At 70.8% G+C, this 25,898-nt stretch carries 23 protein-coding genes; 10 read left to right on the plus strand and 13 right to left on the minus strand.

Translation table 11 applies throughout. The features are described from left to right. Window positions 1–796: 796 nt before the first annotated feature. Entirely contained in the window at window positions 797–3,562 is a 2,766-nt protein-coding gene (acnA, locus tag HNR07_RS11130; protein WP_184364806.1) for an aconitate hydratase AcnA, read from the minus strand. Window positions 3,563–3,926: 364 nt separating this feature from the next. Then, window positions 3,927–4,862 carry an LLM class F420-dependent oxidoreductase gene (locus HNR07_RS11135; protein ID WP_184364808.1) on the minus strand — a complete coding sequence of 312 codons (936 nt, stop codon included), beginning with the start codon at window positions 4,860–4,862 and terminating at the stop codon, window positions 3,927–3,929. Window positions 4,863–5,065: 203 nt separating this feature from the next. Between HNR07_RS11135 and HNR07_RS11140 the strand changes: the two genes are divergently transcribed. The 5 genes from HNR07_RS11140 (at window position 5,066) to HNR07_RS11160 (ending at window position 10,114) form a co-directional block, all read left to right on the plus strand. Continuing rightward, on the plus strand, window positions 5,066–5,656 hold the full coding sequence (locus tag HNR07_RS11140; RefSeq protein ID WP_184364809.1) for an RNA polymerase sigma factor: 591 nt from the start codon (window positions 5,066–5,068) through the stop codon (window positions 5,654–5,656). Beyond that, window positions 5,653–6,459 (plus strand): zf-HC2 domain-containing protein, encoded by an 807-nt coding sequence (locus HNR07_RS11145; protein ID WP_184364811.1) that lies wholly within the window; start codon window positions 5,653–5,655, stop codon window positions 6,457–6,459. The genes HNR07_RS11140 and HNR07_RS11145 overlap by 4 nt, the downstream gene beginning before the upstream one ends. Further along, window positions 6,456–7,379: an ATP-binding cassette domain-containing protein gene (locus tag HNR07_RS11150; RefSeq protein ID WP_312893746.1), complete on the plus strand. Its 924-nt coding sequence runs from the start codon at window positions 6,456–6,458 to the stop codon at window positions 7,377–7,379. Before HNR07_RS11145 ends, HNR07_RS11150 begins: the two co-directional genes overlap by 4 nt. Window positions 7,380–7,426: 47 nt before the next feature. Beyond that, window positions 7,427–8,890, plus strand: a complete 1,464-nt coding sequence (locus tag HNR07_RS11155) for a hypothetical protein (RefSeq protein WP_221318782.1) — start codon at window positions 7,427–7,429, stop codon at window positions 8,888–8,890. A 216-nt stretch (window positions 8,891–9,106) separates the two neighbouring features. Then, on the plus strand, window positions 9,107–10,114 hold the full coding sequence (locus HNR07_RS11160) for a DMT family transporter (RefSeq protein WP_184364815.1): 1,008 nt from the start codon (window positions 9,107–9,109) through the stop codon (window positions 10,112–10,114). On the opposite strand, the gene HNR07_RS11165 is transcribed toward HNR07_RS11160, so the two are convergent. Then, entirely contained in the window at window positions 10,084–10,536 is a 453-nt protein-coding gene (locus HNR07_RS11165) for a type I-E CRISPR-associated protein Cas6/Cse3/CasE (protein WP_184364817.1), read from the minus strand. The genes HNR07_RS11160 and HNR07_RS11165 overlap by 31 nt on opposite strands. Here HNR07_RS11165 and HNR07_RS11170 point away from each other — a divergent pair. Beyond that, window positions 10,520–10,708, plus strand: a complete 189-nt coding sequence (locus HNR07_RS11170; RefSeq protein ID WP_184364819.1) for a hypothetical protein — start codon at window positions 10,520–10,522, stop codon at window positions 10,706–10,708. The two genes, HNR07_RS11165 and HNR07_RS11170, sit on opposite strands and share 17 nt — an antisense overlap. A 192-nt stretch (window positions 10,709–10,900) precedes the next feature. Here the strand turns inward: HNR07_RS11170 and HNR07_RS11175 are convergent, their stop codons facing one another. Continuing rightward, window positions 10,901–12,205 (minus strand): class I SAM-dependent RNA methyltransferase, encoded by a 1,305-nt coding sequence (locus tag HNR07_RS11175; RefSeq protein WP_184364821.1) that lies wholly within the window; start codon window positions 12,203–12,205, stop codon window positions 10,901–10,903. A 229-nt stretch (window positions 12,206–12,434) separates the two neighbouring features. Between HNR07_RS11175 and HNR07_RS11180 the strand changes: the two genes are divergently transcribed. Beyond that, complete coding sequence (locus HNR07_RS11180) at window positions 12,435–13,121, plus strand: potassium channel family protein (RefSeq protein WP_184364823.1); 687 nt, start codon at window positions 12,435–12,437, stop codon at window positions 13,119–13,121. A gap of 1 nt (window position 13,122) precedes the next feature. Next, window positions 13,123–13,872, plus strand: coding sequence for a potassium channel family protein (locus HNR07_RS11185; protein ID WP_221319370.1), 750 nt, complete (start codon window positions 13,123–13,125; stop codon window positions 13,870–13,872). Between the two features lie 10 nt (window positions 13,873–13,882). On the opposite strand, the gene HNR07_RS11190 is transcribed toward HNR07_RS11185, so the two are convergent. Continuing rightward, complete coding sequence (locus HNR07_RS11190; protein ID WP_184364827.1) at window positions 13,883–14,698, minus strand: DUF3159 domain-containing protein; 816 nt, start codon at window positions 14,696–14,698, stop codon at window positions 13,883–13,885. A gap of 247 nt (window positions 14,699–14,945) precedes the next feature. On the opposite strand from HNR07_RS11190, the gene HNR07_RS11195 reads away from it, so the two are divergent. Further along, the gene (locus tag HNR07_RS11195) at window positions 14,946–16,106 is read left to right on the plus strand and encodes a serpin family protein (RefSeq protein WP_184364829.1); all 1,161 of its coding nucleotides are present in this window, start codon (window positions 14,946–14,948) and stop codon (window positions 16,104–16,106) included. Window positions 16,107–16,181: 75 nt separating this feature from the next. On the opposite strand, the gene HNR07_RS11200 is transcribed toward HNR07_RS11195, so the two are convergent. From HNR07_RS11200 to valS, 5 genes are all read right to left on the minus strand, one after another. Beyond that, complete coding sequence (locus HNR07_RS11200) at window positions 16,182–16,898, minus strand: alpha/beta hydrolase (protein WP_184371895.1); 717 nt, start codon at window positions 16,896–16,898, stop codon at window positions 16,182–16,184. 239 nt (window positions 16,899–17,137) lie between these two features. Next, window positions 17,138–17,878 (minus strand): PIG-L deacetylase family protein, encoded by a 741-nt coding sequence (locus HNR07_RS11205; RefSeq protein WP_184364830.1) that lies wholly within the window; start codon window positions 17,876–17,878, stop codon window positions 17,138–17,140. 115 nt (window positions 17,879–17,993) lie between these two features. After that, window positions 17,994–18,821, minus strand: a complete 828-nt coding sequence (locus tag HNR07_RS11210) for a DUF3710 domain-containing protein (protein ID WP_184364832.1) — start codon at window positions 18,819–18,821, stop codon at window positions 17,994–17,996. A gap of 60 nt (window positions 18,822–18,881) precedes the next feature. Further along, window positions 18,882–19,328, minus strand: a complete 447-nt coding sequence (gene dut / locus HNR07_RS11215) for a dUTP diphosphatase (protein ID WP_221318784.1) — start codon at window positions 19,326–19,328, stop codon at window positions 18,882–18,884. A 195-nt stretch (window positions 19,329–19,523) separates the two neighbouring features. Further along, window positions 19,524–22,106 carry a valine--tRNA ligase gene (valS, locus tag HNR07_RS11220; protein ID WP_184364836.1) on the minus strand — a complete coding sequence of 861 codons (2,583 nt, stop codon included), beginning with the start codon at window positions 22,104–22,106 and terminating at the stop codon, window positions 19,524–19,526. A gap of 217 nt (window positions 22,107–22,323) precedes the next feature. Between valS and HNR07_RS11225 the strand changes: the two genes are divergently transcribed. Continuing rightward, complete coding sequence (locus HNR07_RS11225; RefSeq protein ID WP_184364838.1) at window positions 22,324–22,599, plus strand: DUF4235 domain-containing protein; 276 nt, start codon at window positions 22,324–22,326, stop codon at window positions 22,597–22,599. 320 nt (window positions 22,600–22,919) lie between these two features. On the opposite strand, the gene HNR07_RS11230 is transcribed toward HNR07_RS11225, so the two are convergent. From HNR07_RS11230 to HNR07_RS11240, 3 genes are all read right to left on the minus strand, one after another. Then, entirely contained in the window at window positions 22,920–23,216 is a 297-nt protein-coding gene (locus HNR07_RS11230) for a DUF4193 domain-containing protein (protein ID WP_013153901.1), read from the minus strand. 520 nt (window positions 23,217–23,736) lie between these two features. Further along, window positions 23,737–24,996, minus strand: a complete 1,260-nt coding sequence (locus HNR07_RS11235) for a sensor histidine kinase (protein WP_184364840.1) — start codon at window positions 24,994–24,996, stop codon at window positions 23,737–23,739. Next, entirely contained in the window at window positions 24,993–25,646 is a 654-nt protein-coding gene (locus tag HNR07_RS11240; RefSeq protein WP_184364842.1) for a response regulator transcription factor, read from the minus strand. Before HNR07_RS11240 ends, HNR07_RS11235 begins: the two co-directional genes overlap by 4 nt. Between the last annotated feature and the right edge of the window lie 252 nt (window positions 25,647–25,898).

A 25,898-nucleotide genomic window follows, 5' to 3' on the forward strand; every position in this document is an offset into this window, starting at 1 on the left:
ACGCTCTCCTCGGCAGGTAGGTCGTAGCCGCGTACCAGGGCCTCCTGGGCGTGAGTCTGAGGGCGCAGGTGCACGTACAGCCCGTCGTGCCCGTGCCGGTCGGCCAGCGGCGCCAGGACCGAGCGGGCGCTCCATTGCTGCCCGCCGCCGGGGAAGGGGCTGACGATCACGTGGTAGGGGACGTCGAGGGTCGAAAAGTGTGTGTGGAGCTCCTCCTCCAACTCGGCCGTGTCGTACTGGCCGGACAGGACGTCGTCGACGACCACGGCGGCCCCCTCGGGGCGTTCGGCCAGCTCCGCCGCGTAGTACTCGGCCGGGGTCAGGGAGCTCTCGTAGGCCTCGACAGCGTCGGAGGAGGGCTCGCCCCAGGCCGCTGGAGCTGCTCCGAGGAGGGCGAACAGCGCCGCGGCGCACAGCGTGAGGGCTCGTCTGGCCACGGCCGAGAGCAGCGGTGGGCGACCGCTTCTGAAGGGCGGGGGCATGTGTTCGAGCATATCTGGAGCTTTTGGCCGGGCCGGAACCCGGGGCAGGGGGCGGGCAGCTGTTCCACCGCTGGTCAGGCCGAGGGCAGCCGCGGCGCTCCCCGCGCGGCAGCAGGGGATCACGCGCAGTTCCCGGCACGGCGAGGAACACCCGGACCAGGGCAGCCGACGGCAGAAGGGGGACACCGGGGAAACGGAGCAGGTCCAGGAACAGAGCGGCGCACACGGGGAAGGGCCGCCACCGTCGGTTGGACGGTGGCGGCCCTCGATGCACCGCGCTCACGCCTGTTGGGCGCGGGCGGCGGTCTGGGGAACTACTGCTTGGCGATCAGCTGACGCAGAACGAACTGCAGGATGCCGCCGTTGCGGTAGTAGTCGGCCTCACCCGGGGTGTCGATCCGCACCACGGCGTCGAACTCGACACCGGTGTCGGTGGTGACCTTCACCGTGCTGGGGACGCGGCCCTCGTTGAGCTCGGTGATACCGGTGATGGAGAAGGTCTCCTCGCCGGTCAGGCCGAGGGAGTCGGCGGACTGGCCCGCCGGGAACTGCAGCGGGATGACGCCCATGCCGATCAGGTTCGAGCGGTGGATGCGCTCGTAGGACTCGGTGATGACCGCGCGCACGCCCAGCAGCCTGGTGCCCTTGGCCGCCCAGTCACGCGAGGAACCCGAGCCGTACTCCTTGCCGCCCAGGACGACCAGCGGGGTGCCCTGCTCGGCGTAGTTCTGCGCCGCGTCGTAGATGAACGACACCGGCGCGTCGGCCTTGGTGAAGTCGCGGGTGTAGCCGCCCTCGGTGCCCGGCGCGATCTGGTTGCGCAGGCGGATGTTGGCGAACGTACCGCGGATCATCACCTCGTGGTTGCCGCGCCGGGAACCGTAGGAGTTGAAGTCGCGGCGCTCCACACCGTTGGCCTTGAGGTACTCGGCCGCCGGGGTGCCCGGCTTGATCGCACCGGCCGGGGAGATGTGGTCGGTGGTGACCGAGTCGCCCAGCTTGGCCAGGACGCGGGCGCCGGAGATGTCGGTGACCGGAGCGGGCGTCTGGCCCATGCCCTCGAAGTACGGGGGCTTGCGGACGTAGGTCGAGTCGGCCTCCCACTCGAAGGTGTTGCCGAGCGGCGTGGGCAGCTCGCGCCAGCGGTCGTCACCGGCGAACACGTCCGAGTACGCGGAGGCGTACATGTCGGAGGCGATCGCGGAGTCCATGACCTCCTGGATCTCCTCGGCGGTCGGCCAGATGTCGGCCAGGTAGACGGGCTTGCCGTCGTTTCCGACGCCCAGGGGCTCGGTGGTGATGTCGATGTCCATCGACCCGGCCAGCGCGTAGGCGACCACCAGCGGCGGCGAGGCCAGGTAGTTCATCTTCACGTCCGGGTTGATCCGGCCCTCGAAGTTGCGGTTGCCGGACAGGACCGCGGAGACCGCGAGGTCGTTGTCCTGGACCGCCTGCGAGATCTCCTCGGGCAGCGGGCCCGAGTTGCCGATGCAGGTGGTGCAGCCGTAGCCGACCAGGTTGAAGCCCAGCTTGTCCAGGTACGGGGTCAGGCCGGAGCGCTCGTAGTAGTCGGTGACGACCTTGGAGCCCGGGGCCATGGAGGTCTTGACCCACGGCTTGCGGGACAGGCCCTTGTCGACCGCCTTCTTGGCCAGCAGGGCGGCGCCCAGCATGACCGAGGGGTTCGACGTGTTGGTGCACGAGGTGATCGCGGCGATGACGACGGCGCCGTGGTCGATCTCGGTCTCGGTACCGTCGGCCATGGTGACCTTGACGGACTTGTGCGGGCGGGCGCCGTTGGCGGACTGGGCCGGAGCGTCGGAGGCCGGGAAGGACTCCTCGCCCGCCTCGTCGGCGTCGTCGGAGACGTAGTCGCTGATGTCGTGGCGCCAGGTCTGCTTGGCCGCCGACAGCGCGATGCGGTCCTGCGGGCGCTTGGGACCGGCGATGGAGGGGACCACATCGGCGAGGTCGAGCTCCAGGTACTCGGAGAACTCGGGCTCGACGGCCGGGTCGTGCCAGAAGCCGTTGGCCTTGGCGTAGGCCTCGGTCAGGGCGACCTGCTGCTCGGAGCGACCGGTCAGGCGCATGTACCGGATGGTCTCGTCGTCGACCGGGAAGATCGCGGCGGTGGAACCGAACTCCGGGCTCATGTTGCCGATGGTGGCGCGGTTGGCCAGCGGCACCGAGGCGACGCCCTCGCCGTAGAACTCGACGAACTTGCCGACCACACCGTGCTTGCGGAGCTGCTCGGTGATGGTGAGCACGAGGTCGGTCGCGGTGGTGCCGGGCTTGAGCTGGCCCTTGAGCTTGAAGCCGACCACGCGCGGGATGAGCATGGAGATCGGCTGGCCGAGCATGGCGGCCTCGGCCTCGATGCCACCGACGCCCCAGCCCAGGATGCCCAGGCCGTTCTGCATGGTGGTGTGCGAGTCCGTACCGACGCAGGTGTCGGGGTAGGCCTGGCCCTTGCGGTCCATCGTGACCCGCGCGAGGTGCTCGATGTTGGCCTGGTGCACGATACCGGTGCCGGGCGGGACGACCTTGAACTCGTCGAAGGCGGTCTGGCCCCAGCGCAGGAACTTGTAGCGCTCGTAGTTGCGCTCGTACTCGATCTCGACGTTGCGCTCGAAGGCGTCGGGGCGACCGAAGAGGTCGACGACCACGGAGTGGTCGATCACCAGCTCGGCGGGGGCGAGCGGGTTGATCTTGTCCGGGTCACCGCCCATGTCGCGGACGGCCTCACGCATGGTGGCGAGGTCGACGACACAGGGGACGCCGGTGAAGTCCTGCATGATCACCCGCGCGGGGGTGAACTGGATTTCCTGGCTGGGCTGCGCCTTGGCGTCCCAGTTGCCCAGGGCCGTGATGTGCTCGGCGGTGACGTTCGCACCGTCCTCGGTGCGGAGGAGGTTCTCCAGCAGCACCTTCAGGCTGTAGGGAAGTCGGCTGTAGCCCTTGACGGCGTCCAACCGGAAGATCTCATACGACTCGTCGCCAACGCGCAACGTGTCACGGGCGCCGAAGCTGTTCGCGGACACGGTGTCTGCCTCCTGATCTCGCCACTTTGTCCCCAGCATCCTCCCCCATGGGGTGGACGCGGGACCTACTGAGGCCGCCCTAACCGGATCACCGGGGCACGGGGTTCACGGGTGAACACCCCCGCCGCCTCCATCATCCTTCAGGGCCGCTTTGACCTGCGACGACGCCACATCGTCGCGGGTCGCGACCCGCAGGCCGCGGACGTCCGAGGGTCCGGGGCGCGGCGCCGAAAAGCGGTCGACCTCACACACCCGAACCGGGAGCGGGTCGGGGGGAACCCCGCTGTTATCTTGACGTCAAGGTATCTCACTTGTATCTCGATATCAAGTTATCGGGTGGGCCCCCAGCCCCCGCGGGCACCCCCGACACTCGGCCCCCTTCAGTCCGGTCCCGCCCGAGGGCTCAGTCCAGCTGCGGGACCACCGACGAAGCCACCAGCTCCAGGTGGTCCAGGTCAGACATGTCCAGGACCTGCAAGTACATCCTCGCAGCACCCGCCTCGCCGAACTGCCCGATCCGGTCCACGATCTCGTCGGGGCTGCCGGCCAGACCGTTCTGACGCAGCTCCGACACCTCGCGGCCGATCCGGGCGGCCCGCTTGGACACCTCGGCCTCGTCGCGCCCCGCGCACAGGACCTGGGCAGCCGAGTACACGATCGGCGCGGTGCGGCCGGACAACCGCACGGCTTCGGCCGTACGGCCGAAGGCCTTCTCCGTGTCCTCCAGCGAGGAGAACGGCACGTTGTACTCGTCGGCGAACTTGGCCGCCAGCCGCGGGGTGCGCTTCAGGCCGGTACCGCCGATCAGCACCGGCGGACGCGGGCCCTGTTGCGGTTTGGGCAGTGCCGGCCCCTCCGCCAGCCGGTAGTGCCTGCCCTCGTAACGGAAGGTGTCCCCCACCGGGGTGGACCACAACCCCGTGATGATGTCGAGCTGCTCCTCGTAGCGGTCGAAACGTTCGCGCGCGGAGTCGGGGAAGGGGATCCCGTAGACCGCGTGCTCCTGCTCGAACCAGCCCGCGCCGAAACCGAACTCGACCCGGCCGCCGCTCATGCGGTCGACCTGGGCGACGGAGACGGCCAGCGGCCCCGGGTGGCGGAAGGTCGCCGCCGTCATCAGGGTGCCCAGCCGGATCCGGGAGGTGTCCCTGGCCAGACCGGCCAGGGTGATCCACGCGTCAGTGGGCCCGGGGAGCCCGCTGACGTGATCGCCCATGGAGAGGTAGTGATCCGAGCGGAACAGGGCGTCGAAGCCCAGGTCCTCGGCGGCTCTGGCAACGGCGAGCTGGTCCTCGTAGGTGGCCCCCTGCTGGGGCTCAAGGAAGATCCTCAGGCGCATACGCCCCAGTTTCTCCCACTCCACCGGCCTTTCCGAAACCGCCGCGCGGGTACCGTGGAAAAGCCGTGGTCAGCGCCGTGGCCACAGGCGGACGATACCGGTGCGACGCCAGCGCGCCGCCTGGACAACGCCTGGCGGACAGCGCGCAGAACCGCGCCCCGCCCGCAGAACCGTTCCGCCGCCCCCTCGCGATAGCAGTCAACGTGAAGCTTCTCCGCCGCGCACGACGCCGCGTCCCCGTCTACGGACCCGACAGCACCGACACCGTGCTGCTCTCAGCCGTGGCCGCCGGGGAGACCGACGCTCTGGAGATCCTGCACCGGAGGCACGCACCCTGGCTGCGCGCCCGTCTGCGCTACCGCTGTTCCGACCACGACCAACTCGACGCCGCCCTCCAGGAGACCTTCCTGGCGGTGTGGCGCAGCGCCGGGTCCTACACCCCGCGCCCGGGCGACGACGACGCCGGGGCCTGGCTGTGGACCATCGCCATCCGCCAGCTCATCTCGCAGCTGCGCAAACGCTCCAACCGGTGGATCGCCGAGAACGAAACCGAACCGTACGAGACCATCGGCGACGCGTCCGCGGAGGACACCGTGCTGCTCAACATCGAGCACGGCCCGCTCGGCGCCGCCCTGCACGACCTCTCCCCCGAACTGCGCGCCGCGATCCAGGCCACCGTGCTGGACGGCCTGACCGTGCGGGAGGCGGCGGAGATCCTCCAGATACCCGAGGGAACCGTGAAGACACGGGTCATGCGCGCGAAGGCGCGGCTACGGGAGGCACTGACCACATGAGCACGAGCTGGCACCTGACCCACGACCAACTCCACCAGTACGCGAGCCACACCGCCGACGGCGTCACCGCCATGTCCGTCGAAGCCCACCTGACCCGCTGCGCCCGCTGCCGTTCCCTGCTGCCCGCCGACGAGGCCTGGCTGGAACGCAGCTGGGCCGACCTGCGCGACGTGGTCGATCAGCCCCGGCGAGGCCCCGTCGAACACCTGCTGACCGCGGTCGGCCTGCACGAGAGCACCGCCAAGCTGCTGGCTGCCACCCCGCAGCTGTACCGAGCCTGGCTGACCGCCACCGTGCTCGTCCTCGTCATGGCCCTGACCGTGGCGCACGAGCTGCCGCGCGGCTCGCTGCTGTTCGCCTTCACCGCGCCGGTCGTCCCCCTGATCGGGGTGGCCTTGGCCTACGGCCGGGGTGTGGACCCCGCGCACAGCCTCGCCTCGGTCACTCCGCTGGCCGGGTACCGGCTGCTGTTCACGCGCACCGCCGCCGTGCTGGTGCCCGCGCTGACGCTGTGCACCGCGGCGGCGTTCCTGATGCCCTCGGTCTCGACCCTGCGGGAGGCGGTCTTCTGGCTCCTGCCCGCTCTGGCCATGGTGGCCGGGTGCCTGGTGCTCAGCCGGTGGATGTCGCCGAGCAGCGCCGGAGGCCTGGTCGGCGCCGGCTGGCTGCTCGCACTGGCCCTGCTGGGCGCGGCCGACGGCCTCGACCCGTTCGTGCTGTTCGCCCCCACCGCCCAGGCCGTGTGGGCCGCCGCGCTCACCCTGCTGGTCGGAGTCCTCCTGATCAGGTTGAGGGCCGCGTGAGCACCGAGAACGACATCAGCGACAGCGGAGTGGGCGGTAGCGGTCCGGGCACGGCCCGGGTCAGCGTGCGGGGGCTGGTCCGCAGCTACGGGACCCGCCGGGCCCTGGACGGGATCGACCTGGACCTGGGCCCGGGGGTGACCGGCCTGCTGGGCCGCAACGGAGCGGGCAAGACCACCCTGATGCGCTGTCTGGCGACCGACCTGGAGGCCACCGGCGGCCGGGTGCGGGTGCTGGGCCGCGACCCGGAGCGGTCGGCCGAGCGCACCGAGATCCGCCGGCGGATGGGCTACCTTCCCCAGTTCCCGTCCTTCTATCCGCACTTCACCGTGTTCGGCCTGCTGGACTACATGGCGGTCCTCAAGGAGCTGGGCGGGCGCCGCGAACGCCACGACGAGGTACGCCGCGCCATGCGCGAGGTCGACCTGTACGACCGCAGGCACAGCAGGGTCCGCCGCCTGTCCGGGGGGATGCGCCAGCGCCTGGGACTGGCCGCGGCCCTGCTCGGCGGCCCCGAACTCCTGCTGCTCGACGAACCCACCATCGGGCTGGACCCCGAACAGCGCATCCGCTTCCGCGACTTGGTCTCCGAGCTGGCCGTTCACAGCACCGTGGTGCTGTCCACCCACCAGATCGAGGACGTGTCGGCGCTGTGCCGCAGGGTGCTGTGCCTGGACCAGGGCCGGGTGATCTTCGACGGAACCCCCGGAGAACTGGTCGCCCGGGCCCGGGGCAGGGTGTGGGAGCAGGGTTCGCGGCCCGCCGAGGGTGTGACCTCCTGGCGACTGGCGGACGGCCGCTACCGGGTGCTGGTACCAGAGGGTGTCGGCAACCCGGACTCGACGGAGCGCGTCCCGGTGGAACCCTCGCTGGAAGACGCCTACCTCCTGATCACCGGCGCACGGGGCAGCGTCCGGTGAGTCGCTTCCGGACCTTCTGGGGGCTGACCCGGTTCAACTTGCGGCACATGCTGTCGAGCCCGGTCTTCTTCGTCGGTGTGCCCCTGACGCTCCTGTTCCAGGGGGCGACGTCCTACGTACCGAGTGTTCCGACGGTGACCGACCTCTACTACGAGTCCTCGATGAACGCCATGGGCGTGGCCGCGATCATGTTCGTGGTGACGAGCTTCCCCGCGCTGCGCGAGGTGCGGCACTCGACCGACCTGGCGCTCCCCCTGGCCGCACGCACCCGTCTGTTGTCGTTGTCGCTGGCGGCCGTGGCCCTCACGTCGGCGTGCACGGGGCTCCTGATCGCCGCTTACCTGCTACGTGCACCGCTCCCGGTCTCCGGTGTGATGAGTCCGTTCACCCTTGCCGGTGTCCTCATGTCCAGCTGGTTCGGCCCCCTGGCAGCGGTGGCCGCTGCGGCCTGGACGCGCTCCTTCGCGCCCCTGGTCCTGTTCACCATGCTCATCCCGACGTACCTGCTGTACTCGTTCACGGCCATGGGCAGCAGGGCGGACGTGATCGTCTCGCGCATGAGCTGGATCGTCTCCTCGGCGATGGTTCCCTTCCAGATGCCCAACCCCGGAGTGACCCTCCTCGGCCTGCTTTACCTGGCGTACGCCGTCCTGCTGACAGCCGCCCTCGTCTGCCTGGCCATGGTCCGGAAGAGCTCAGGCCGGGGGCTGCGGCCGGTCCCGCTGGGCGTGAGCCTGCTGCTGGCGGTGGTGATCACCGGGACGGTCGTGCACGGGAACAGGACCTACACCTACGAGTCAGACATCTCGTTCGAGCAACTGCACGGCGCGGAAGCCCCCTCGTGCCGCACGAGGGACGGGGTGGCCTACTGCCCCCTGCCCGGCTACCAGTCGTGGGTGGCCTACTGGCACGCCGCACTGTCCCCCGTCCTGGACCGGGTGCCCGAGCGGGAGCGCCACCGTCTGCTCGCGGTGTGGCAGACGGGCAGCGGTATGCGCAACGACCTGAACCTGGCACCCCCCGCACAGTCGATCATCGTCGGTGAGCAATGGGAGACGGACCAGCCCTACTCCGCCAACGTCATGGTGGCCGACGCCGCCGCGTTGCTGGTCGGCCTGCCACTCTTCCAGATGGACGCGTACCCGTGCGGTGCGAGCGGCCAGTCCCGACTGGTGGTGGCGGCGTGGCTGGCCGCCGCCGACGAGCAGAGCCCCCGGGAGGAACGGGTCTTCACCGCGGACAACACGCTGCTGAGCTTCAACCCCGCGCCGCAGGACCTGGCCCTGGCGCACGCCCTCCTCGACATGCCCGGAGAGCGGGTCGGGTCGGTGGTGGACGAGCACTGGGACACCGTGACCTCCCCGGAGACCGGGGCCGGCGTACTGGCGGGCCTGTTCGACCTACCCGCGCCCGGAGAACCGGGTTTTCCGGAACCGGACTGGGAAACGAGTTACTGGACCGAGGAGGAGATCGACGAGTGGTGGGGCGATCCCCTTCCCGTGTGCTCCTGAGCCCCGAGCGCCCCGGCTCACGGCGTTACCGTACGGGGCGCTAGTGTGGGGGCGTGAACTACTACTGGCACAAGGTCCTTCCGCCGCTGTGCGCCTGACCGGGCGCACCCGCTGACCTTCCCGGAATCCACGGCCCCACCGCCACGGTGAGCGGCCGTCTCCGTCGTGCGCCCGGCAACTGACCGTTTCCCAGGCGTCAAGACGGAAAGCACGAACGTGCCAGAACACACCACTCCCACGGTCGCGCAGCGGCCGAACCCCACCCTGACCCGCCTCACCAGCGGCCCGTTGCCGATCCTCGGCGCCGCCGTCCTGTGGGGCACCACCGGCACCGCCAGTTCCTTCGCGCCCGCCGGCGCGCACCCGGCCGCGATCGGTTCGGCCGGGCTCGTCCTCGGCGGGATCCTGCTGTTCCTGGTGGGCCGGGGCACCACAGCCGCCCTGCTCACCGGCTCCGACGACCGCACCCGTGCCCGTACACGGGGCCTCCTCCTGCTGGGCGCGACCGCGGTCGCCGGGTACCCGCTGTCCTTCTACCCGGCGGTGGCCCATGCCGGGGTGGCGGTCGGCACCGTGATCACTTTGGGCAGCGCACCGGTCTTCTCCGGGCTGCTGGCCTGGTGCGTGGACCGTGCCCGGCCCACCGCGCGCTGGGCGGCGGCGACCGTCGCCGCCGTACTGGGCTGCGCGGTGCTGGTCCTGGGCCCCGAGCTCACCGGAACGCCGACCCCGGTGAACCCCACGGGTGTGCTCCTGGCCCTGGTCGCGGGGTTCTCCTACTCGCTGTACGCGATCATCGCCGAGAAGCTGATCCGGCGCGGCCACACCTCGGGGGCGGTCATGGGCACGATGTTCGCGGGCGGCGGCGTCCTGGTACTGCCCGTGGTACTGGCCACCGGAACCGCCTGGCTGGCCACGGTCAACGGCGCCCTGGTGGCGCTGCACCTGGCCCTGTTCACGGTGTTCCTCGCCTACTGGCTGTTCGGGCACGGCCTGCGGCACACCCCGGCCGCCACCGCGACCACCCTCAGCCTCGCCGAACCCGCCGTCGCGGCGGTCCTGGGCGTGGCCCTGGTGGGCGAGCGCCTCCCCCTGGTCTCCTGGTCCGGCCTGGTCATCCTGGCCCTGGGCCTGGCCGTCCTGAGGGTTCCGCTGCCCGCCCGGTGGACGAAGGCGGCCGCGACAGCGACTGATCAGCGGGTCAGGAGAAGCCCGCAGCCGTAGGCGCGCCCGTGACCGATCCCGTTCCCCATGGTCTCCACCAGCCTCTCGGGATCGGTCACGGTGAGGGCTCCTCTGATCTCGGACCGTACGACGCGCGGCCCCTTCCGGGCGACGGTCGTCCCGGGCGCGGAACTGCAGTGCACCGAAACCCGCACCGACACGGTCGCCGACGGACTGAGCGTCGACGAGGGCGTGCTCTGCCTCGACGGCGCGGACGTGCGCGGGCAGGTCACCGTGGCCGAGGGTGCCTCCCTCGTGGTCGAGGGCGGTTCGCTGCGGGGCGGGCTGTCCGCCGCCGGTGCCCGCACCGTCCGGCTCACCGGAACCGAGGTCCGCGGCGCGGTGTCCGTCACCGGCACCACCGCCGAGGTGACCGTCCTGGGCTCGGTGCTCTCCGGTTCCCTGGTGCTCAACGGCAACACCCAGGTGTCGGCCGAGAGCTGGCCCGGCGACCCGCAGGGCTACGGCCCCGTCCTCGCGGGCAACAGCGTGCGGGGCTCGCTGTCCTGCTCCGGCAACAACCTGGCCGCCACCGACTTCGGCGCGGTCAACGACGTCACGGGCTCCGTCACGGGGCAGTGCTCCGAGCTGTGACACCCGCCCGTGCGCCGGAAGCCGTCCGTGCGCCGGAAGCCGTCCGTGCGCCGGAAGCCGTCCGGCGCACGGGCGGCACCTCGATGACGTACCCGTGACGCACGGACACACGGACGCGCCGACACACTGGAAGACGGGAGGGCCCGGGACCAGTACGCGGTCCCGGGCCCTCCCGTTCGCGTTCTCGGTTGACTAGTCCTGCTCGGCCTCGGCGGCCTCGCGGTGGCGGCGGGCCAGCTTGACCGGTTCCAGGACCGCGACCATCTCGACGTGGTGGGTCATCGGGAAGGCGTCGAAGGCGCGCAGGCCCACCAGGCGGTAACCGGAACGGCCGAACTCGGCGAGGTCACGGGCCAGGGTCGCCGGGTCACAGGAGACGTAGGCGATCCGGCGCGGCTTCATACCCGCCACCTTGCGGACGACCTCGACACCGGCACCGGCGCGCGGCGGGTCGAGCGTCACGACGTCGGCGCGCACGTCGGCCCACTCGCGCATCTGCTTGGCCACGTCGGCGCGCTCGACGCGCACCTGCGGCAGGTCCTTCAGGTTGTACTGGGCGTCGCGAACGGCGTGCTCGCCGTTCTCCACGCCCATCACGCGGCCCTCGGCGCCCACGGCCTCGGCGAGCGCGCCGGTGAACAGGCCCGCACCGCAGTACAGGTCCAGGGCGGTCTCGCCCGGCTTGGGCTCCAGGCCCTCGATGACGGCGGCGCTCAGGATCTCACCCGCGGCCGGGTGAACCTGCCAGAACCCGCCCGCGCCGACCCGGTACTCGCGACCGGCCACGTCCTCGCGCACGCCCTTGCGGCCGCGCACCGACTGCACCCGGCCGCCCTTGAAGCGGCGCAGCACGGCGCTGAAGGCCTTGAGCTCAGGCAGCTCGCCCAGCTTGGCGGTGGTGGGGGTGACCACGATCGCGCGATCGGCGCGGGTCGTGGAGGCTACGGCCTCGACGTCCCTGATGTTCTCCCACTTGACCTCGGTGACACCGAGTTCGGTGACGCCGGGGTGGGCGATCAGGCACTTGTCGACCGGCTCGATGTCGTGGGAACGGTGGCGGCGCAGACCGGCGTTTCCGTCCTCGTCCACGGAGAAGCGCACCCGGGTGCGCCAACCCAGGCCGTCGGGGGTGCCGGGCAGCTCCTCGACGACTATTTCGCGGTCGATCCCGGCGATCCGGCTCAGCTGGTCGGTGACGACCTTCGCCTTCATCCGGCGCTGGGAGTCCAGGCTGGCGTGCTGCCAGTCGCAGCCACCGCACATACCTGGGCCGGAGAAGACACACGGCGCCTCGACCCGGTCCGGGGAGGCGGTGAGGACCTCGACGGCCTCGCCGCGCAGGAATCGGGTGGTCTGCTCGGTGACGCGGACCCGGACCCGCTCCCCCGGCAGGGCGTGGCGGACGAAGACGACCTGGTCGTCCAGGCGGCCCACACACCATCCTCCGTGGGCGACGTCGTCCACGGTCAGTTCGATCTCGTTGCCCACACGTGTCATGGCGGTGTCCTCAGCTGGTCGGGTCGGAGTTCCGGGTGACCCTGCGCGCACAGCCACCAACCGACCCCAATCTACCGGTCTTCGGGCACCACACGTGCTGGTCCGAGCACTGTGCGGACGGGGCGGTCACGCGCTCGGGGGTGTTGTGTGTCAAGGTGGAGCTGTCGGGGCACGTGGACGACTCCGTGCCCGCGGGGTGGAGAGCCGGCACGACGGGAGTTCGGACGAGGTGCACATCGTGATCATGGGGTGCGGCCGTGTGGGTTCCACACTGGCGCACACGCTGGTGGACCTGGGGCACACGGTAGCGGTGATCGACCAGGACCCCGAGGCGTTCCGTCGGCTCCGCACCACCGTGGCCAAACACGCCGTCCGCGGGGTGGGTCACGACCGCGAGGTCCTGCTCAGCGCCGGTATCGACCGCGCTGCGGCCTTCGCCGCGGTCAGCAACGGCGACAACTCCAACATCATCGCCGCCCGGGTGGCCCGCGAGGCGTTCGGAGTGCGGAACGTGGTGGCGCGGATCTACGACCCCCGCCGGGCCGAGGTCTACCAGCGCCTGGGCATCCCCACCGTGGCGACCGTGCGCTGGACCGCCGACGCCATCCTGCGCCGTGTGGTGCCCGGCGACGACCAGCTCACCGCCGCGCCGGAGTGGCAGGACGCCTCGGGCAGCCTGACCATGAACGAGCTCAGCCTGCCGGAGCGCTGGGCGGGTCGGACCGTCGCCGAGCTGGAGGCCGACTCCCCACTGCGCGTGGTCTACCTGGTGCGGGAGGGGCGTATCGCGCTGGCCCGCTCCGAGGAGGCCCTCGTGGCGGGCGACGTGCTGCACGTGGTGGCGCACAGCCGGGAGATGGGCGATCTGGCCAAACGGCTGGACCAGGGTCACGAGGACGAGACGGGGCGTGGGTGAGATGCGGATCGCCATCGCGGGAGCCGGGAGCGTGGGCCGCTCCATCGCCACGGAACTGGCGGGCAGCGGCCACGACGTCCTGCTGATCGACCGGGACACCCGGGCCATCGGTGTCGACGACCTCCCCCAGGTGGAGTGGCTGCTTGCCGACGCCTGCGAACTGGCCACCCTGGAGGACGCCCGGCTGGGCGACTTCGACGTGGTCATCGCGGCCAGCAGCGACGACAAGGTGAACCTCGTCGTGTCCCTGCTGGCCAAGACCGAGTTCGGGGTGGAGCAGGTGATCGCCCGGATCAACGATCCGGACAACGAGTGGCTGTTCAACGACTCCTGGGGGGTGGACCTGGCGGTCTCCCCGCCCCGGCTGATCGCCGACCTGGTGGACGGGGTCGCCGAGGAGGAGGACTACGTCGAGGAGGGCACCCTGCCCCCGCTGCCCGGAGCGGAGATCGCCGAGTCGGTGCTGCACGCCGCCAGCCCGTTCGTGGGCAGCGTCGAGAGCGAGCTGACCGGCGCGCTGCCCGCGGGCGTGGCCCTGGTCGCGGTGGTCGGCTCGGGCGGGGTTCGCCCGCCCGACCCCGAGCGGACGCTGTCCGTGGGCAACACCGTGGTCTTCCTGGCCGAGCCGGAGGCCCTGGGCCCCCTGGAGGAGCTGCTGGGCCCGGCGGACGGCACCGTTCCCGATGACGCTGAGGGCACCGAGGGTTCCGGGACCGCTGAGGAAGCCGCGTCCCCCGGGGCCCAGGCCTGAACCACCGGTCTTACCGCTCCCGCTGGTCGGACCCGGCCTGACCGGCGTCCGCGGCCCGAGCGCTGTCCGCGGCCACACCGTCCTTGGTCGCACCGGACTCGGTGACCCCGTTCTCCAGGGGGGTGCGGCCGCGGGCCAGGATCCACACCATGCCCGCGAAGGCCGCCACCTGGAGCGGCCAGCCCATCGCGACCTTGGACAGGCCCAGCAGGGCGAAGGTGTTGGCCCACTCGTTGGACGCGGCCAGCCAGAGCGGGTACTGCACCACGACCCGGATGACGCACGGCAGCACCAGCAGCCAGGTCAGCCGCGAGGCCAGCTTGACCACGGCCGGGTTGCTCCGCCAGGAGGTGAAGTCCTCCTTGTGCCCGATGAACGGGCCGATCATCAGGCCGATCGCGGGCCAGCGCACCAGCACCGAGATACTCAGCACCACGGCGTAGACCGCGTTGTAGATGATGCCGGGCAGGAAGGCGTCCTCGGCGTTGCCGCTGCGCATCGCGAAGACCGCGGCCAGGCCGATACCGAAGAGGCTGGTGATCACGTACTGCACCGAGGAGCGCTGCACCAGCCGGAGCACGCCCAGGAGCAGGGCCGCGCCCACACCGAGCATGATCGAGAGCCGCAGCTCGGAACTGGCGATGTAGGAGATCGTGAAGGTCAGGGTGGGGATGGCCGTCTCGACCATGCCGCGCTTGCCGCCCAGGGCCTCGGCGAGCTTCGTCCGGACCAGCGCCTCGACCGTTCCCTCGGTGACGACGGGGCCACTGCCCGCCCGGCCCTCGGCCTGGGTCGCGTCTTCGGAGGCCCGCTGCTGCTCAGTCATCCCGCTCCTGATCCGGTTTCGCCGTACGGCCGTCCGCGGCCGCCAGCCATGATGCACCACCCTATGCGACCCGTCACAGCACGGGAGCGGCCTTCCGGGACGCCGCAGGCCCTCCCCGTACCGCCTTGTCCCGCTTCGTCTGCCAATGCGGCGTGCCACTTCTCACCCGGTTCTCACCACGGGCGCTGGCTTTGTGTCGGCGCTCTTCCGTACGCTGGCGGCCCGCCCGCTTTCGTGAGGAGCCAGTGTGAAGACCACCAGGACGGAAGAGCCCCACGAGGAGCACCTGCGCTTCGCCCTCGCCCTGGACCCGGAGCTGACCGGGAAGGGCGCCTCGCACGTGTGGTCGCCCTACTCGGTCGGGGCCGTGCTCGGTCTGCTGGCCACCGGCGCGGGCGGCGACACCCTGCGTGAACTGGCGGCCCTGGTCGCCCCGGCCAGCTCCGACCCCGTGGGGCACCTGGACGCCCTGAACGCCGCGGTCGAGGCTGCCGACGGGCTGGACCTGGCCACCCTGAACGGCCTGTACGTGCCCGCCGACCTTCCGCTGAGCACCGAGTTCGAGGAGCGGGTCGGCGCCCAGGCCGACGCCGAGGTGGACCGGGTGGACTTCCGGCACAATGCCGAGGGTGTGCGCGCGAAGGTCAACGACCGGGTCTCACAGGTCACCCAGGGTCTGATCCCCGAGCTGCTCTCACCGGGCACCGTGCACCCCGAGGTCCGCCTGCTCCTGGTCAACGCCCTGTGGGTGAAGATGCTGTGGGCCGAGCCCTTCGAAGCGGCCCAGACGCGTGAGCGCGACTTCCACGCCCCGGGCGGCACCCACCGCGTCCCGACCATGCGGCGCACCGGGCGGATGACCCACGCCGAACACGCGGGGCTGCGCATGGTCACCCTGGAGGGCGAGCACGGGCTGGCCCTGGACGTGATCATCCCCGACTCCCCCGGCGCAGAGCGGGCCGACGCCCCGCCCCTCACCCCCGAAGCGCTGCGAGGCCTCTACAGGGCACGCAGGCAGGAGGAGGTGAGCCTGGCGCTGCCGCGCTTCGCCGTGCAGACCGATACCGCGCTGCTCGAGCCCCTGGCCGCCACCCCCGCGCACGTGCGCACCCTGGCCACCGACTCCGCCGACTTCGGCGGGATCAGCACCGAACCGATCAAGGTCGACGCCATCGTGCACCAGGCCGTGCTGCGCGTGGACGAGAAGGGGGCGGAGGGCGCCGCCGCCACCGCCGCCGTCATGGTGATGTCGGCCGTGATCCCGCCCAAGCCCAAGGAGTTCCTGGTGGACCAGCCCTTCCGGTTCGTCCTGCGCCGCCGGGGCGCGATCCTGTTCACCGGCCGGATCACCGACCCCGTGGACCCGGGGCCCGCCCAAACCGACCGCCGAGGCGCCCCCACCGCCTGAACGAGACGATGGGCGGGCGAGCACCTCGCGGCCCAGGTCCGTTTCACCTCCCCAGCCTGGCAGGACCCTGAACGGTCAGGAAGCCTCCAGGAAGGTGGCGGTGATCTCGGCCAGGGCCTGGTGGGCCTGGTCGTCGGTGAGTTCCGGTTCCGCGTCGCCCGCCTGGTCGCCGTAGGCGCCGAACTGGGCGTGGTTCATGCCCTCGATCACCTCGATGACGGCGTCCTCGGGCAGGTTGGGTCTGCGTTCTTCGACCTCGTCGGGGATGAGCACGCCGTCGCGGCCACCCGCCACCGACAGCACTCTGAGGTCGTCGCGGTCGGCGAGGTCAGCGCTCTCGATGGCGTAGGAGCCCCACAGGACCAGCCCCGCCCACTCGACGTCCCCGTCCCCGGTACCCAGGTGCTGGGCGGCGAAGGCCCCGCCCATGGAGTGCCCGCCCAGGTACCACTCGGAGATCTCCGGTGCCGCCTCGACCGCGCTCTCGGCTCGGGCGGAGTCGAGCAGGGCGAGGTTGAGGCGCAGGTCGGGCAGGACCACTGTGACGCCGGTCCGGGCCACCACCGGGGCCCAGACGGCCGCGTAGGCGTCGGCCTCCACACGCGCCCCCGAGTAGAAGACCATTCCGGTCCCCGAGGGGTCCTCGGCCGGGGCGAGCACCACCGCGCCCTCCCGGCGCTCCACGACGACCGCCGGGTCCTCCCCGGCCTCGGCCAGGGGTCCGGGTTCGGCCCGGTGCGGGGTGAGCACCCAGACCAGGAAGGCCGCCCCGGCGACCAGTACCAGTGCCATGAGCACGGCCAGCGTCCACAGCAGGACGCGCACGCCCCTGCTCCGGCCCCGGCGCGCTCCCCCGCCGCTGTTCTCGGTCTCCGGGGCGCCCCCGCCACCGCTTACGGTCATGTCCGTCCTTCCGGGGCTCGGGCTCCGGGAGGCCCCGGAGCCGTGGAGAGACAGCGCACCGCGGACACGGCGCGCTCAGGTACGGTCGCCCCCGGCACGGCCGGGTATCGGGACCCGGCCGCCGGGGATCAGGTGTCGAAGACCTCGAAGGAGGTAGCCAGCGGTACGCCCGCCCACTCACCCGAGCTCACGGCACCTTCCCGCAGGAAGGTCTTCTGATCGAAACCGTCCAGATTGGCCAGGTACACCTCGTGCGCGTCCAGGGACGCGATGCCGGCGGCGAGGTTCTCTTCGCTCAACTCCACGAAGTGGGTGGGGTCCGGTGCCGCGCCGAAGGCCACGAAGCGCACACCGTCCCAGGGCTCCCGGCCCTCGACCAGTTGCTCGGTGAACACCCAACGGTTGGCGGCGTCGCGGACCGCGTCCAGCAGAGCCGGGCCCAGGACCCGGTGGTCGGCGTGGTTGAAGAAGCTGCCCCCGCCGAAGTGCTCACGGAAGTTGATGGAGACGATCACGTCCGGTCTGTGCCGACGGATCGCCCCGGCCAGGGACCTGCGCAGCGGCAGGCCGTACTCCAGGGTGCCGTCGGGGAAGTCGAGGAACTCGACCGTGGCCGCGCCCACGGCCTCCGCGGAGGCGCGCTGCTCCGCCATCCGTAGGGGCGCACACGCCCCCGGGTCCATCGAGTCGATCCCCGCCTCGCCCTTGGTCACCAGGAGCTCGACCACGTCCTTGCCCTGCTGGGTCCACCGGTGGATCGCCGAGGAGGCGCCGAACTCCAGGTCGTCGGGGTGGGCCACCACCGCCAGGAGCCGGTCCCAGTCCTCGGGGAGCGGCCGGGGAGCGCTGTTCTGCGTCGTCTGTGCCATGAAACACACAGTACGGAACGGCGCACCCCCGGACACGGTTGTCCACAGGCCGTTTCTCCCGAGAACCCGTTTTCCCGAAAGCCCCCCCCGACTTCACCGGGTCCAGCGGGATTCCTCAGGAACCGCTGGGCGCGGGTCCGCTCGCGGAGCCGTTGGGCGAGCTGCCCGCGTTGCCGCGCTGAGCGGCCTGCTGAGCGGCGCGCTGCTGGGCGGCGGCGGCCATCTGCTCCTGGATCTTCTTGGGCACCGTGATCTGCAGCAGTTCACTGGGCGGTACCGGCTGGTCGCCGCGCACCACCACGATGTTGGCGAAGATCTGCTCGATCTCGGACATCATCTCGGGCTTGGTCGCGCCCTCGCCGCGGATCACGCCGCGCAGCACCCAGCGCGGACCGTCCACGCCGATGAAGCGCACCCGCTGCCCCAACTGCCTGCCGTCCTCGGTCTTCTTCCCCTTGATGGGGATGAGCGCCTGGAGCTCGGGGCCGAAGGTGCCGTCGTGGTCCTCGGCCTTGCCGCCCTGCTTGGTGACCTGCTCGCGCAGTTCCTCGCGCATCTCGTCCCACAGACCGGAGGACTTGGGCGCGGCGAAGGGCTGAACCTGCAGCGCGGTCTTGCCGCGCACCAGGGTGACCCCGATGATCTTCTGCTTGTTCTGCTTGTCCTGGGCGACGTTCACCTGGATCTCGGTGCCCTGCTCCATCGGCAGGAGCATGCTGCCCAGGTCCATCCGGCTGGCCTCGGGGGCGTCCTCGGAGGAGTCCCACGGGCCGGTCCGACGGTACTGGTCCTCGTCCTTGACGGGCTGGCCCGAAGCACGCTCCGGCTCGATCTCGTTGTCGAAGGAGACCGCGCCGGCGGCACCCTGCCGCTTGGGCCGGGCCTCCGTCTCCGCGGCTCTGTCGGTCTCTTTGTCCCGCTTCTTGCGGCGGCGTCCAAACACGCCTTCACCTCTCCGCTTCTTCCGTAGGTCCCGGGATCACACCGGGGAGTCGGGGGACGTTCACCGCTGTGCGGTGTGGCCCCCGGTCGAACCGAAACCACCCGCACCACGCACCGAGTCGGGGAGTTCGTCCGCCTCGACGAACTCCGCCCGCTCCACGCGCTGGATCACCATCTGCGCGATCCGGTCGCCCCGGGCGAGTTTGACCGGGGTGTTGGTGTCGGTGTTGAGCAGGGTCACCCTGATCTCGCCCCGGTATCCGGCGTCGACGGTGCCCGGGGCGTTGACGACCGTGACCCCGTGCCGGGCGGCCAGCCCGGACCGGGGGTGCACGAAGGCCGCGTAGCCCTCGGGTAGGGCGATGGCCAGACCGGTGGGGACGGTGGCGCGTTCTCCGGGTTCGAGATGGACGTCGACGGCGGCGTACAGGTCCGCGCCCGCGTCACCCGGGTGGGCGTACTCGGGTACGGGGAGGCCGGGGTCCAGGCGACGGACCGTGATCGGCAACCGTCCGCCTTTGGATGAGGTACTCACATTCGCCGAGCCTATCGCCCCCCGGGTGCTGCCTCGGTGCCGCGCGGGCCGGTGTGGCCGCGGACGACGGCGGGGCGGGCCCGAACGTGCTCGGGCCCGCCCCGTCAGCGCTGCCACCAGCGCTGTCGCTCCGTTACCGCTGGTGAGTCACCGGTGGTCACTCCGGATTCACTCCGGTGCCTCGACGGGTTCGGCGAGCGTCACCTCGACGCTGAGCTCACCGTCGTCGGTGGTCTCGAAGTCGATGCCGGCGGCGCGACCGGCGGCCGTGATGTCGGCGGCGGCGGCGCGGGCCGCCTCGGCCTGCTTGCCGCGGACCCGGACGTTGTCGACCTCGGCGCGCATGGACAGCTTGGCCTCGGACTTGGCCTTGCGGACCGAGCGCAGGACCTCGGCGGTGGCGGCCAGGACGGCCGGGTCACCGCCGGCGGCCGCGGCTCGGTACTCGGCGGCCTCGGGCCAGCTCTGGGCGTGCACCGAACCGTCCTGCCACCAGCTCCAGACCTCGTCGGTAACGAAGGGGACGAAGGGCGCGAACAGCTTGTGCAGGGCGCCCAGGGCGATGAGCAGCGCGGCGCGCGCGGAGGCGCCCTCGGCGGACTCGGTGTCGTAGGCCCGGGTCTTGACGAGCTCCAGGTAGTCGTCGCAGAAGTCCCAGAAGAAGCGCTCGGTGCGCTCCAGGGCCCGGGTGTGGTCGTAGGCGTTGAAGGCCGCGGTGGCCTCCTCGACCACGTCCGCCAGCGCGGCCAGCATCGCCCGGTCCAGGGGCTCGGTGACCTGCGCGGGGTCGGTCGTGGCGTTCTCACCGGCGACCGACATGACGAACTTGCTCGCGTTGAGGATCTTGATGGACAGCCGTCGGCCGACCTTCATCTGGCCCTCGTCCATGGCGGTGTCGGTGCCCAGCCGGCCGCTGGCCGCCCAGTACCGGACCGCGTCGGAGCTGTACTTCTCCAGCAGCGCGACGGGGGTGACCACGTTGCCCTTGGACTTGGACATCTTCTTACGGTCCGGGTCCAGGATCCAGCCGGAGATGCCGGTGGTGCTCCAGGGCAGGCTGCCGTTCTCGAAGTGGGCGCGGACCACGGTGGAGAACAGCCAGGTGCGGATGATGTCCTGGCCCTGCGGGCGGAAGTCCATCGGGAAGACCCGCTCGAACAGGTCCTGGTCGCGTTCCCACCCCGAGGCGATCTGCGGGGACAGCGAGGAGGTCGCCCACGTGTCCATGACGTCGGGGTCGCCCATGAACCCGCCGGCCTGGCCGCGCTGGTCCTCGGTGTACCCGGCGGGCGTCTGCGAGCTGGGGTCGATGGGAAGCTGGTCCTCGGTGGGCAGCAGCGGCTGGTCGTAGTTCGGGTTGCCGTCGGCGTCCAGCGGATACCAGACCGGGAACGGGACGCCGAAGAACCGCTGGCGGCTGATCAGCCAGTCGCCGTTGAGGCCCTCGACCCAGTTCTCGTAGCGCTGGCGCATGTGCTCGGGGTACCAGGTGAGCTCACGGCCGCGCTCGATGAGCTGGGCGCGGATGTCCTCGTCCCGGCCGCCGTTGCGGATGTACCACTGGCGGGTGGTGACGATCTCGAGGGGCTTGTCGCCCTTCTCGTAGAACTTCACCGGGTGGGTGATGGGCTTGGGCTCGCCGACCAGGTCGCCGCTGGCCTTGAGGAGCTCGACGGTGCGCTCGCGCGCGGTGTGGACGGTGGCCCCGGCCAGCTGGGAGTAGGCCTCGCGGGCGGCGTCGGAGTCGATGCCCTTGGGCGGATCGGCGATGACGCGGCCGTCCCAGCCGATGATGGGGCGGGTCTCCAGCTGGAGCTCGCGCCACCAGGTGACGTCGGTGGTGTCACCGAAGGTGCAGATCATCGCGATACCGGACCCCTTCTCGGGGTCGGCGAGGCGGTGCGCCCTGACGGGGACCTCGACGCCGAAGACCGGTGTGGACACGGTGGTGCCGAACAGGTCCTGGTAGCGCTCGTCGTCGGGGTGGGCGACCAGCGCGACACAGGCGGCCAGCAGCTCGGGGCGGGTGGTCTCGATGTGGACCGGGGTGCCGTCGGGCTTGTGGAAGGCGACCTTGTGGTAGGCGCTGGGGCGCTCGCGGTCCTCCAGTTCAGCCTGGGCGACGGCGGTGCGGAAGGTGACGTCCCACAGGGTGGGTGCCTCCGACATGTACGCCTCGCCGCGGGCCAGGTTGCGCAGGAAGGCGCGCTGGGCGGCGGCACGGGAGTTGTCGTCGATGGTGGCGTAGGTGTGCCGCCAGTCGACGCTCAGCCCCAGACGGCGCCAGATGGACTCGAAGACCTTCTCGTCCTCGACCGTGAGGATGTCGCACAGCTCGATGAAGTTGCGGCGCGAGATCGGGATCTGCCGCTTGGGGTTGGGCTTCTCCGGCGGCTGGAAGTCCGGGTCGTAGGGGACCGAGGGGTCGCAGCGGACGCCGTAGTAGTTCTGGACCCGGCGCTCGGTGGGCAGGCCGTTGTCGTCCCAGCCCATGGGGTAGAAGACGGCTTTGCCGTTCATCCGCTGGAAGCGCGCGACGGTGTCGGTGTGCGTGTAGGAGAACACGTGTCCGATGTGCAGCGAACCCGAGACCGTGGGCGGCGGGGTGTCGATCGAGTAGACGTCCTCGCGGCTGCGGGTGCGGTCGAAGTGGTAGACGCCGGACTCATCCCATACGTCGACCCACTTCGCCTCGATACCGTCCAGCGAAGGCTTGTCGGGCATGCGGAAGGAATGAGAGCGGTTGGTCATGACGGCAATGTTAGCCCTCCGCAACCATTGGTCGCTCCCGCTTTTGCGCCCCCGTCAGGGAATACGGGGTGGCCCGGACCGCGCCCGCGTGAATCGCATCGGCGGCCGCCGATGCGGGGGTGCGGGCCAGCGTGAAAGGATTCCTCACGTAGACGCCGCGTCTTCGCGCGCAGCCGCGCGCATCATCGTACGCACAAGGGAACGGTGAACGATTCACATGGCTAAGAAGGACGGTGAGGTCGCACCGGTCGTCATCGGACTGGTTGCGGGCTTCGCGGCCGAGTTCGTCACGCGCAAGGCTCTGACCTTCGCCTGGACACGTGCGACCGGCGAGGAACCGCCGACGGACCTGGAGTCCCCGGACGTCAGCCTGGGCCGTGCCCTGAGCTGGGCCGTGGTGGCGGGTGTGGGCGTCGAGGTGGCCAGGGTGCTGGCCGTCCGCGCCGCCCGCAAGCAGCTGGGCGGTTCCAGCGGGCGCGACCTGGAGGTCTGAGGCCCGCCCTCGTCCGGGGCTTTGGACCCGGTAATCACGACGACGGTGGGCGGCCCACCGCACTGGTTGCTTCCCCTCTTCGGGGCCCCGTGTGCGGTCGGCCGTCCACCGTCGTGCTTCGCGCGCCGTCGCCTCGCTCCACCCCGAAAGACGCGCGATGCGCCCCCGGAGGGGACGCATCGGATCGCGGCTCGGGCGCTCACCGGTCGTGCTCGGGTGCCCACCGGTTCTTCACCGACGGTCGAACAGGTCCCGCCCCCGTACCCCACGGCGTCCTCGGGGACCCCTGGGTGCCGTGCGCGGACCCGTCGCCGTCAGCGTCAGGCGCATTCCTTGCAGACCAGCTGACCGGCGCGCTGCTCAGCGAGCTGACTGCGGTGGTGCACCAGGAAGCAGCGCGAGCAGGTGAACTCGTCGGCCTGGCGGGGAAGCACGCGCACGGCGAGTTCCTCGCCGGACAGGTCGGCACCGGGCAGTTCCATGCCCTCGGCCACCTCGTCGGGGTCGACGTCGATGGTACCGGTGCCCTTGTCCACGCGCCGCGCCTGCAGCTCCTGGAGGCTGTCCTCGTTGATGTCCTCGTCAGTCTTGCGCGGGCTGTCGTAGTCGGTCGCCATCTCTGCTAACTCCATCCCCCTCGTTTAGTGCCTCGTCGCGCGGGTGTAACGCTTGAGAGACCTTCGTTGTGCCCGGATCGGCCGATGAGTTTTCCCGATGTCGGTGATCTGTGCCCCCTCCCGGGTCACAGTTCACTGGTCAGCAGCACTTTCACGAGATTGTGACCGGAGGCGGCCAAGGTTCAGCGGCCCCTCACAGGTCGTTCCCTGCTGTACTACCCAACGTCAGGCGCCTCGTAGACCTGAAAACACGTTTGCGCCCACATACCGGACAAGCATGGAACACTCCCCCGAGTACGGGCCAAAAAGCAAGACATGCCCACGTCAGGAGGGATTCCCTCCGTGTCCACGCCCGGGGAAGCATACCCACCCCGGCTTGACGCTCGTGACAGGGGTGGGCGTGTCTTCGGACACGTATAGATACCACGAAGCGGGGCGGTACGCAGCTCGACCCCCGGCGTAGTCGTGCCCCGGGACCTGCCCGTCGGAGAGATCACGGGGCGTGTTCGGCGAAGACGCCCTAACGCCGCTCGGCGGGTTCGGTGCCGTTGCCCGCAGGCACCGGCAGGCAGACCGTGACGACCAGACCGCCGCCCGCGCGGGGCCAGGCGGTCACCACCCCTTCGTGCGCGCGCACCACCGAACGCACGATGGACAGGCCCAGACCGGCGCTGCGGCCCGAGCCGACGCGGTCGCCGGAGCCGCGGCGGAACGGTTCGAAGAGCCCCTCGATCTCGTAGGCCGGGATGACCTTGCCCGAATTCTCCACCTGGACCGCGGGCATGCCCTCGTACATACCGCTGCGCACGGTGATCTCACCCTCGTCGACGTTGTACTTGAGGGCGTTCTCGACCAGGTTGGCCACGAGGCGCTCCAGCAGCACGGGGTCGCCGGTCACCGGGGCGGGCCGCAGGTCCTGGCGCAGCGACAGCCCGGACTCGTCGATGGCCCCGCTGAGCTGGCTGAGCACCGTCGTGACGACCTCGCTGAGGTCGACCCTGGCCTTGACCTCGAGTTCGCGGTCGCTCTTGGCCAGGAACAGAAGGCCGTCGATGAGGCGTTCGTGGCGGGCGTTGGTCTCCAGGAGGGTCTGCCCGACGGTCCTGAGGTCCGGCGAGACGTCCGGCGCGCTCAGGGCCACCTCCAGGAGGGTGCGGTTGATCGCCAGGGGCGTACGCAGCTCGTGGGAGGCGTTGGCGACGAAGCGCCGCTGCCCGTCGAAGGCCCGGTCGAGGCGTTCGAGCATGCCGTCGAAGGTGTCGGCGAGCTCACGGATCTCGTCGTCGGGCCCGGACAGCGCGATGCGTTCGTGCAGGGAGCGTTCGGAGAGCCTGCGTGCGATGCGGGTGATCTTCTGCAGCGGTGAGAGCGCCCTGCCCGCCACCGCGTACCCAAGGGCCACGGCGAGCAGCCCCACCAGGAACAGCGCGAGCAGCGAGAACCGGGTGACGTGGGTGAGGACCTGCTCGATGTAGTGACTGTTCTCGATCAGCTCGGCGGGACTCTCCTCGGACAGGAGCGCGTTGAGCAGGACCGCGACGACCAGGTAGTTGACCAGGACCAGCAGGGAGCCCGCCGCGAAGAAGAGCATCCCGTAGATGAGGGTGAGGCGGGCGCGCAGGCTCAGGTTGTCCGTGAAGCGGTGCACCGTGGCGTGGGCGGTGGAGCGTTCCCCGCCGGATCCGCCCGGAGCGACGGAGTTCAGGCTGCGCCAGGTCCCCGTGTCCCCGGGACGCGTGGGTTCGACCTGCCCTGGCTCTGGGCGCTCCCCCGGTCTCACAAGCGGTACCCCGCCCCCGGGACGGTCTGGATGACCGGCGGGTCACCGAGTTTCTTGCGCAGGGTCATGACGGTGACCCGGACGACGTTGGTGAAGGGGTCGGCGTTCTCGTCCCAGGCCTTCTCCAGCAGGCCCTCGGCGCTGACCACGGTTCCCTGGGCGCGCATGAGCACCTGCAGGACCGCGAACTCCTTGGGCGTGAGCGGGACCTCGCGGCCCTCGCGGTGCACCTGGTGGTTGGCCGGGTCCAGGGTGATGCCGCCCCGTTCCAGGACGGGCGGCAGCGGCGGTGCCGAGCGGCGTCCCAGGGCGTGCACGCGGGCGATGAGCTCGGCGAAGGCGAAGGGTTTGGCCAGGTAGTCGTCGGCCCCCAGGGTGAGGCCATCGACCTTGTCCTGGACCCCGTCGGAGGCGGTGAGCATCAGGATGCGGCCGTTGTAGCTCTCGTTGACCAGGGAGCGGGCGACGTCGTCGCCGTGGGTGCCGGGGAGGTCGCGGTCCAGCACGACGACGTCGTAGTCGTTGACCGCGGTGTACTCGAGGGCGGCGTCCCCGTCGTAGACGACGTCGACCGCCATGGACTCCCGTCGCAGTCCGACGGCCACTGCGTCGGCCAGGACCCGTTCGTCTTCGACCACGAGTACGCGCAACGTTGTCCCTCTAGAGCGTCGGTGTCTGGAAACAAAAAGGGGGCCGCTGCCGGCGCATCCCCCAACACACCGGCAGCGGCGTTCTTGGTCCCGGCCGCGTCAACCGTTCTCTCACAGTGGAGGTAAGGAGACGGTAAACCCGTGGACTCCGGAGAGTCCTTCTCCTCGACCCCGTGTGACACGGGCGCTGAACCGGGAGCTTCGCAACTCCCCTGAGCACGGGGCGGCCGCCGCCGACGAATCCCCCAACCG

The sequence above is a fragment of the Nocardiopsis metallicus genome (genome assembly GCF_014201115.1).
In the GTDB taxonomy this organism is placed as follows: domain Bacteria; phylum Actinomycetota; class Actinomycetes; order Streptosporangiales; family Streptosporangiaceae; genus Nocardiopsis; species Nocardiopsis metallicus.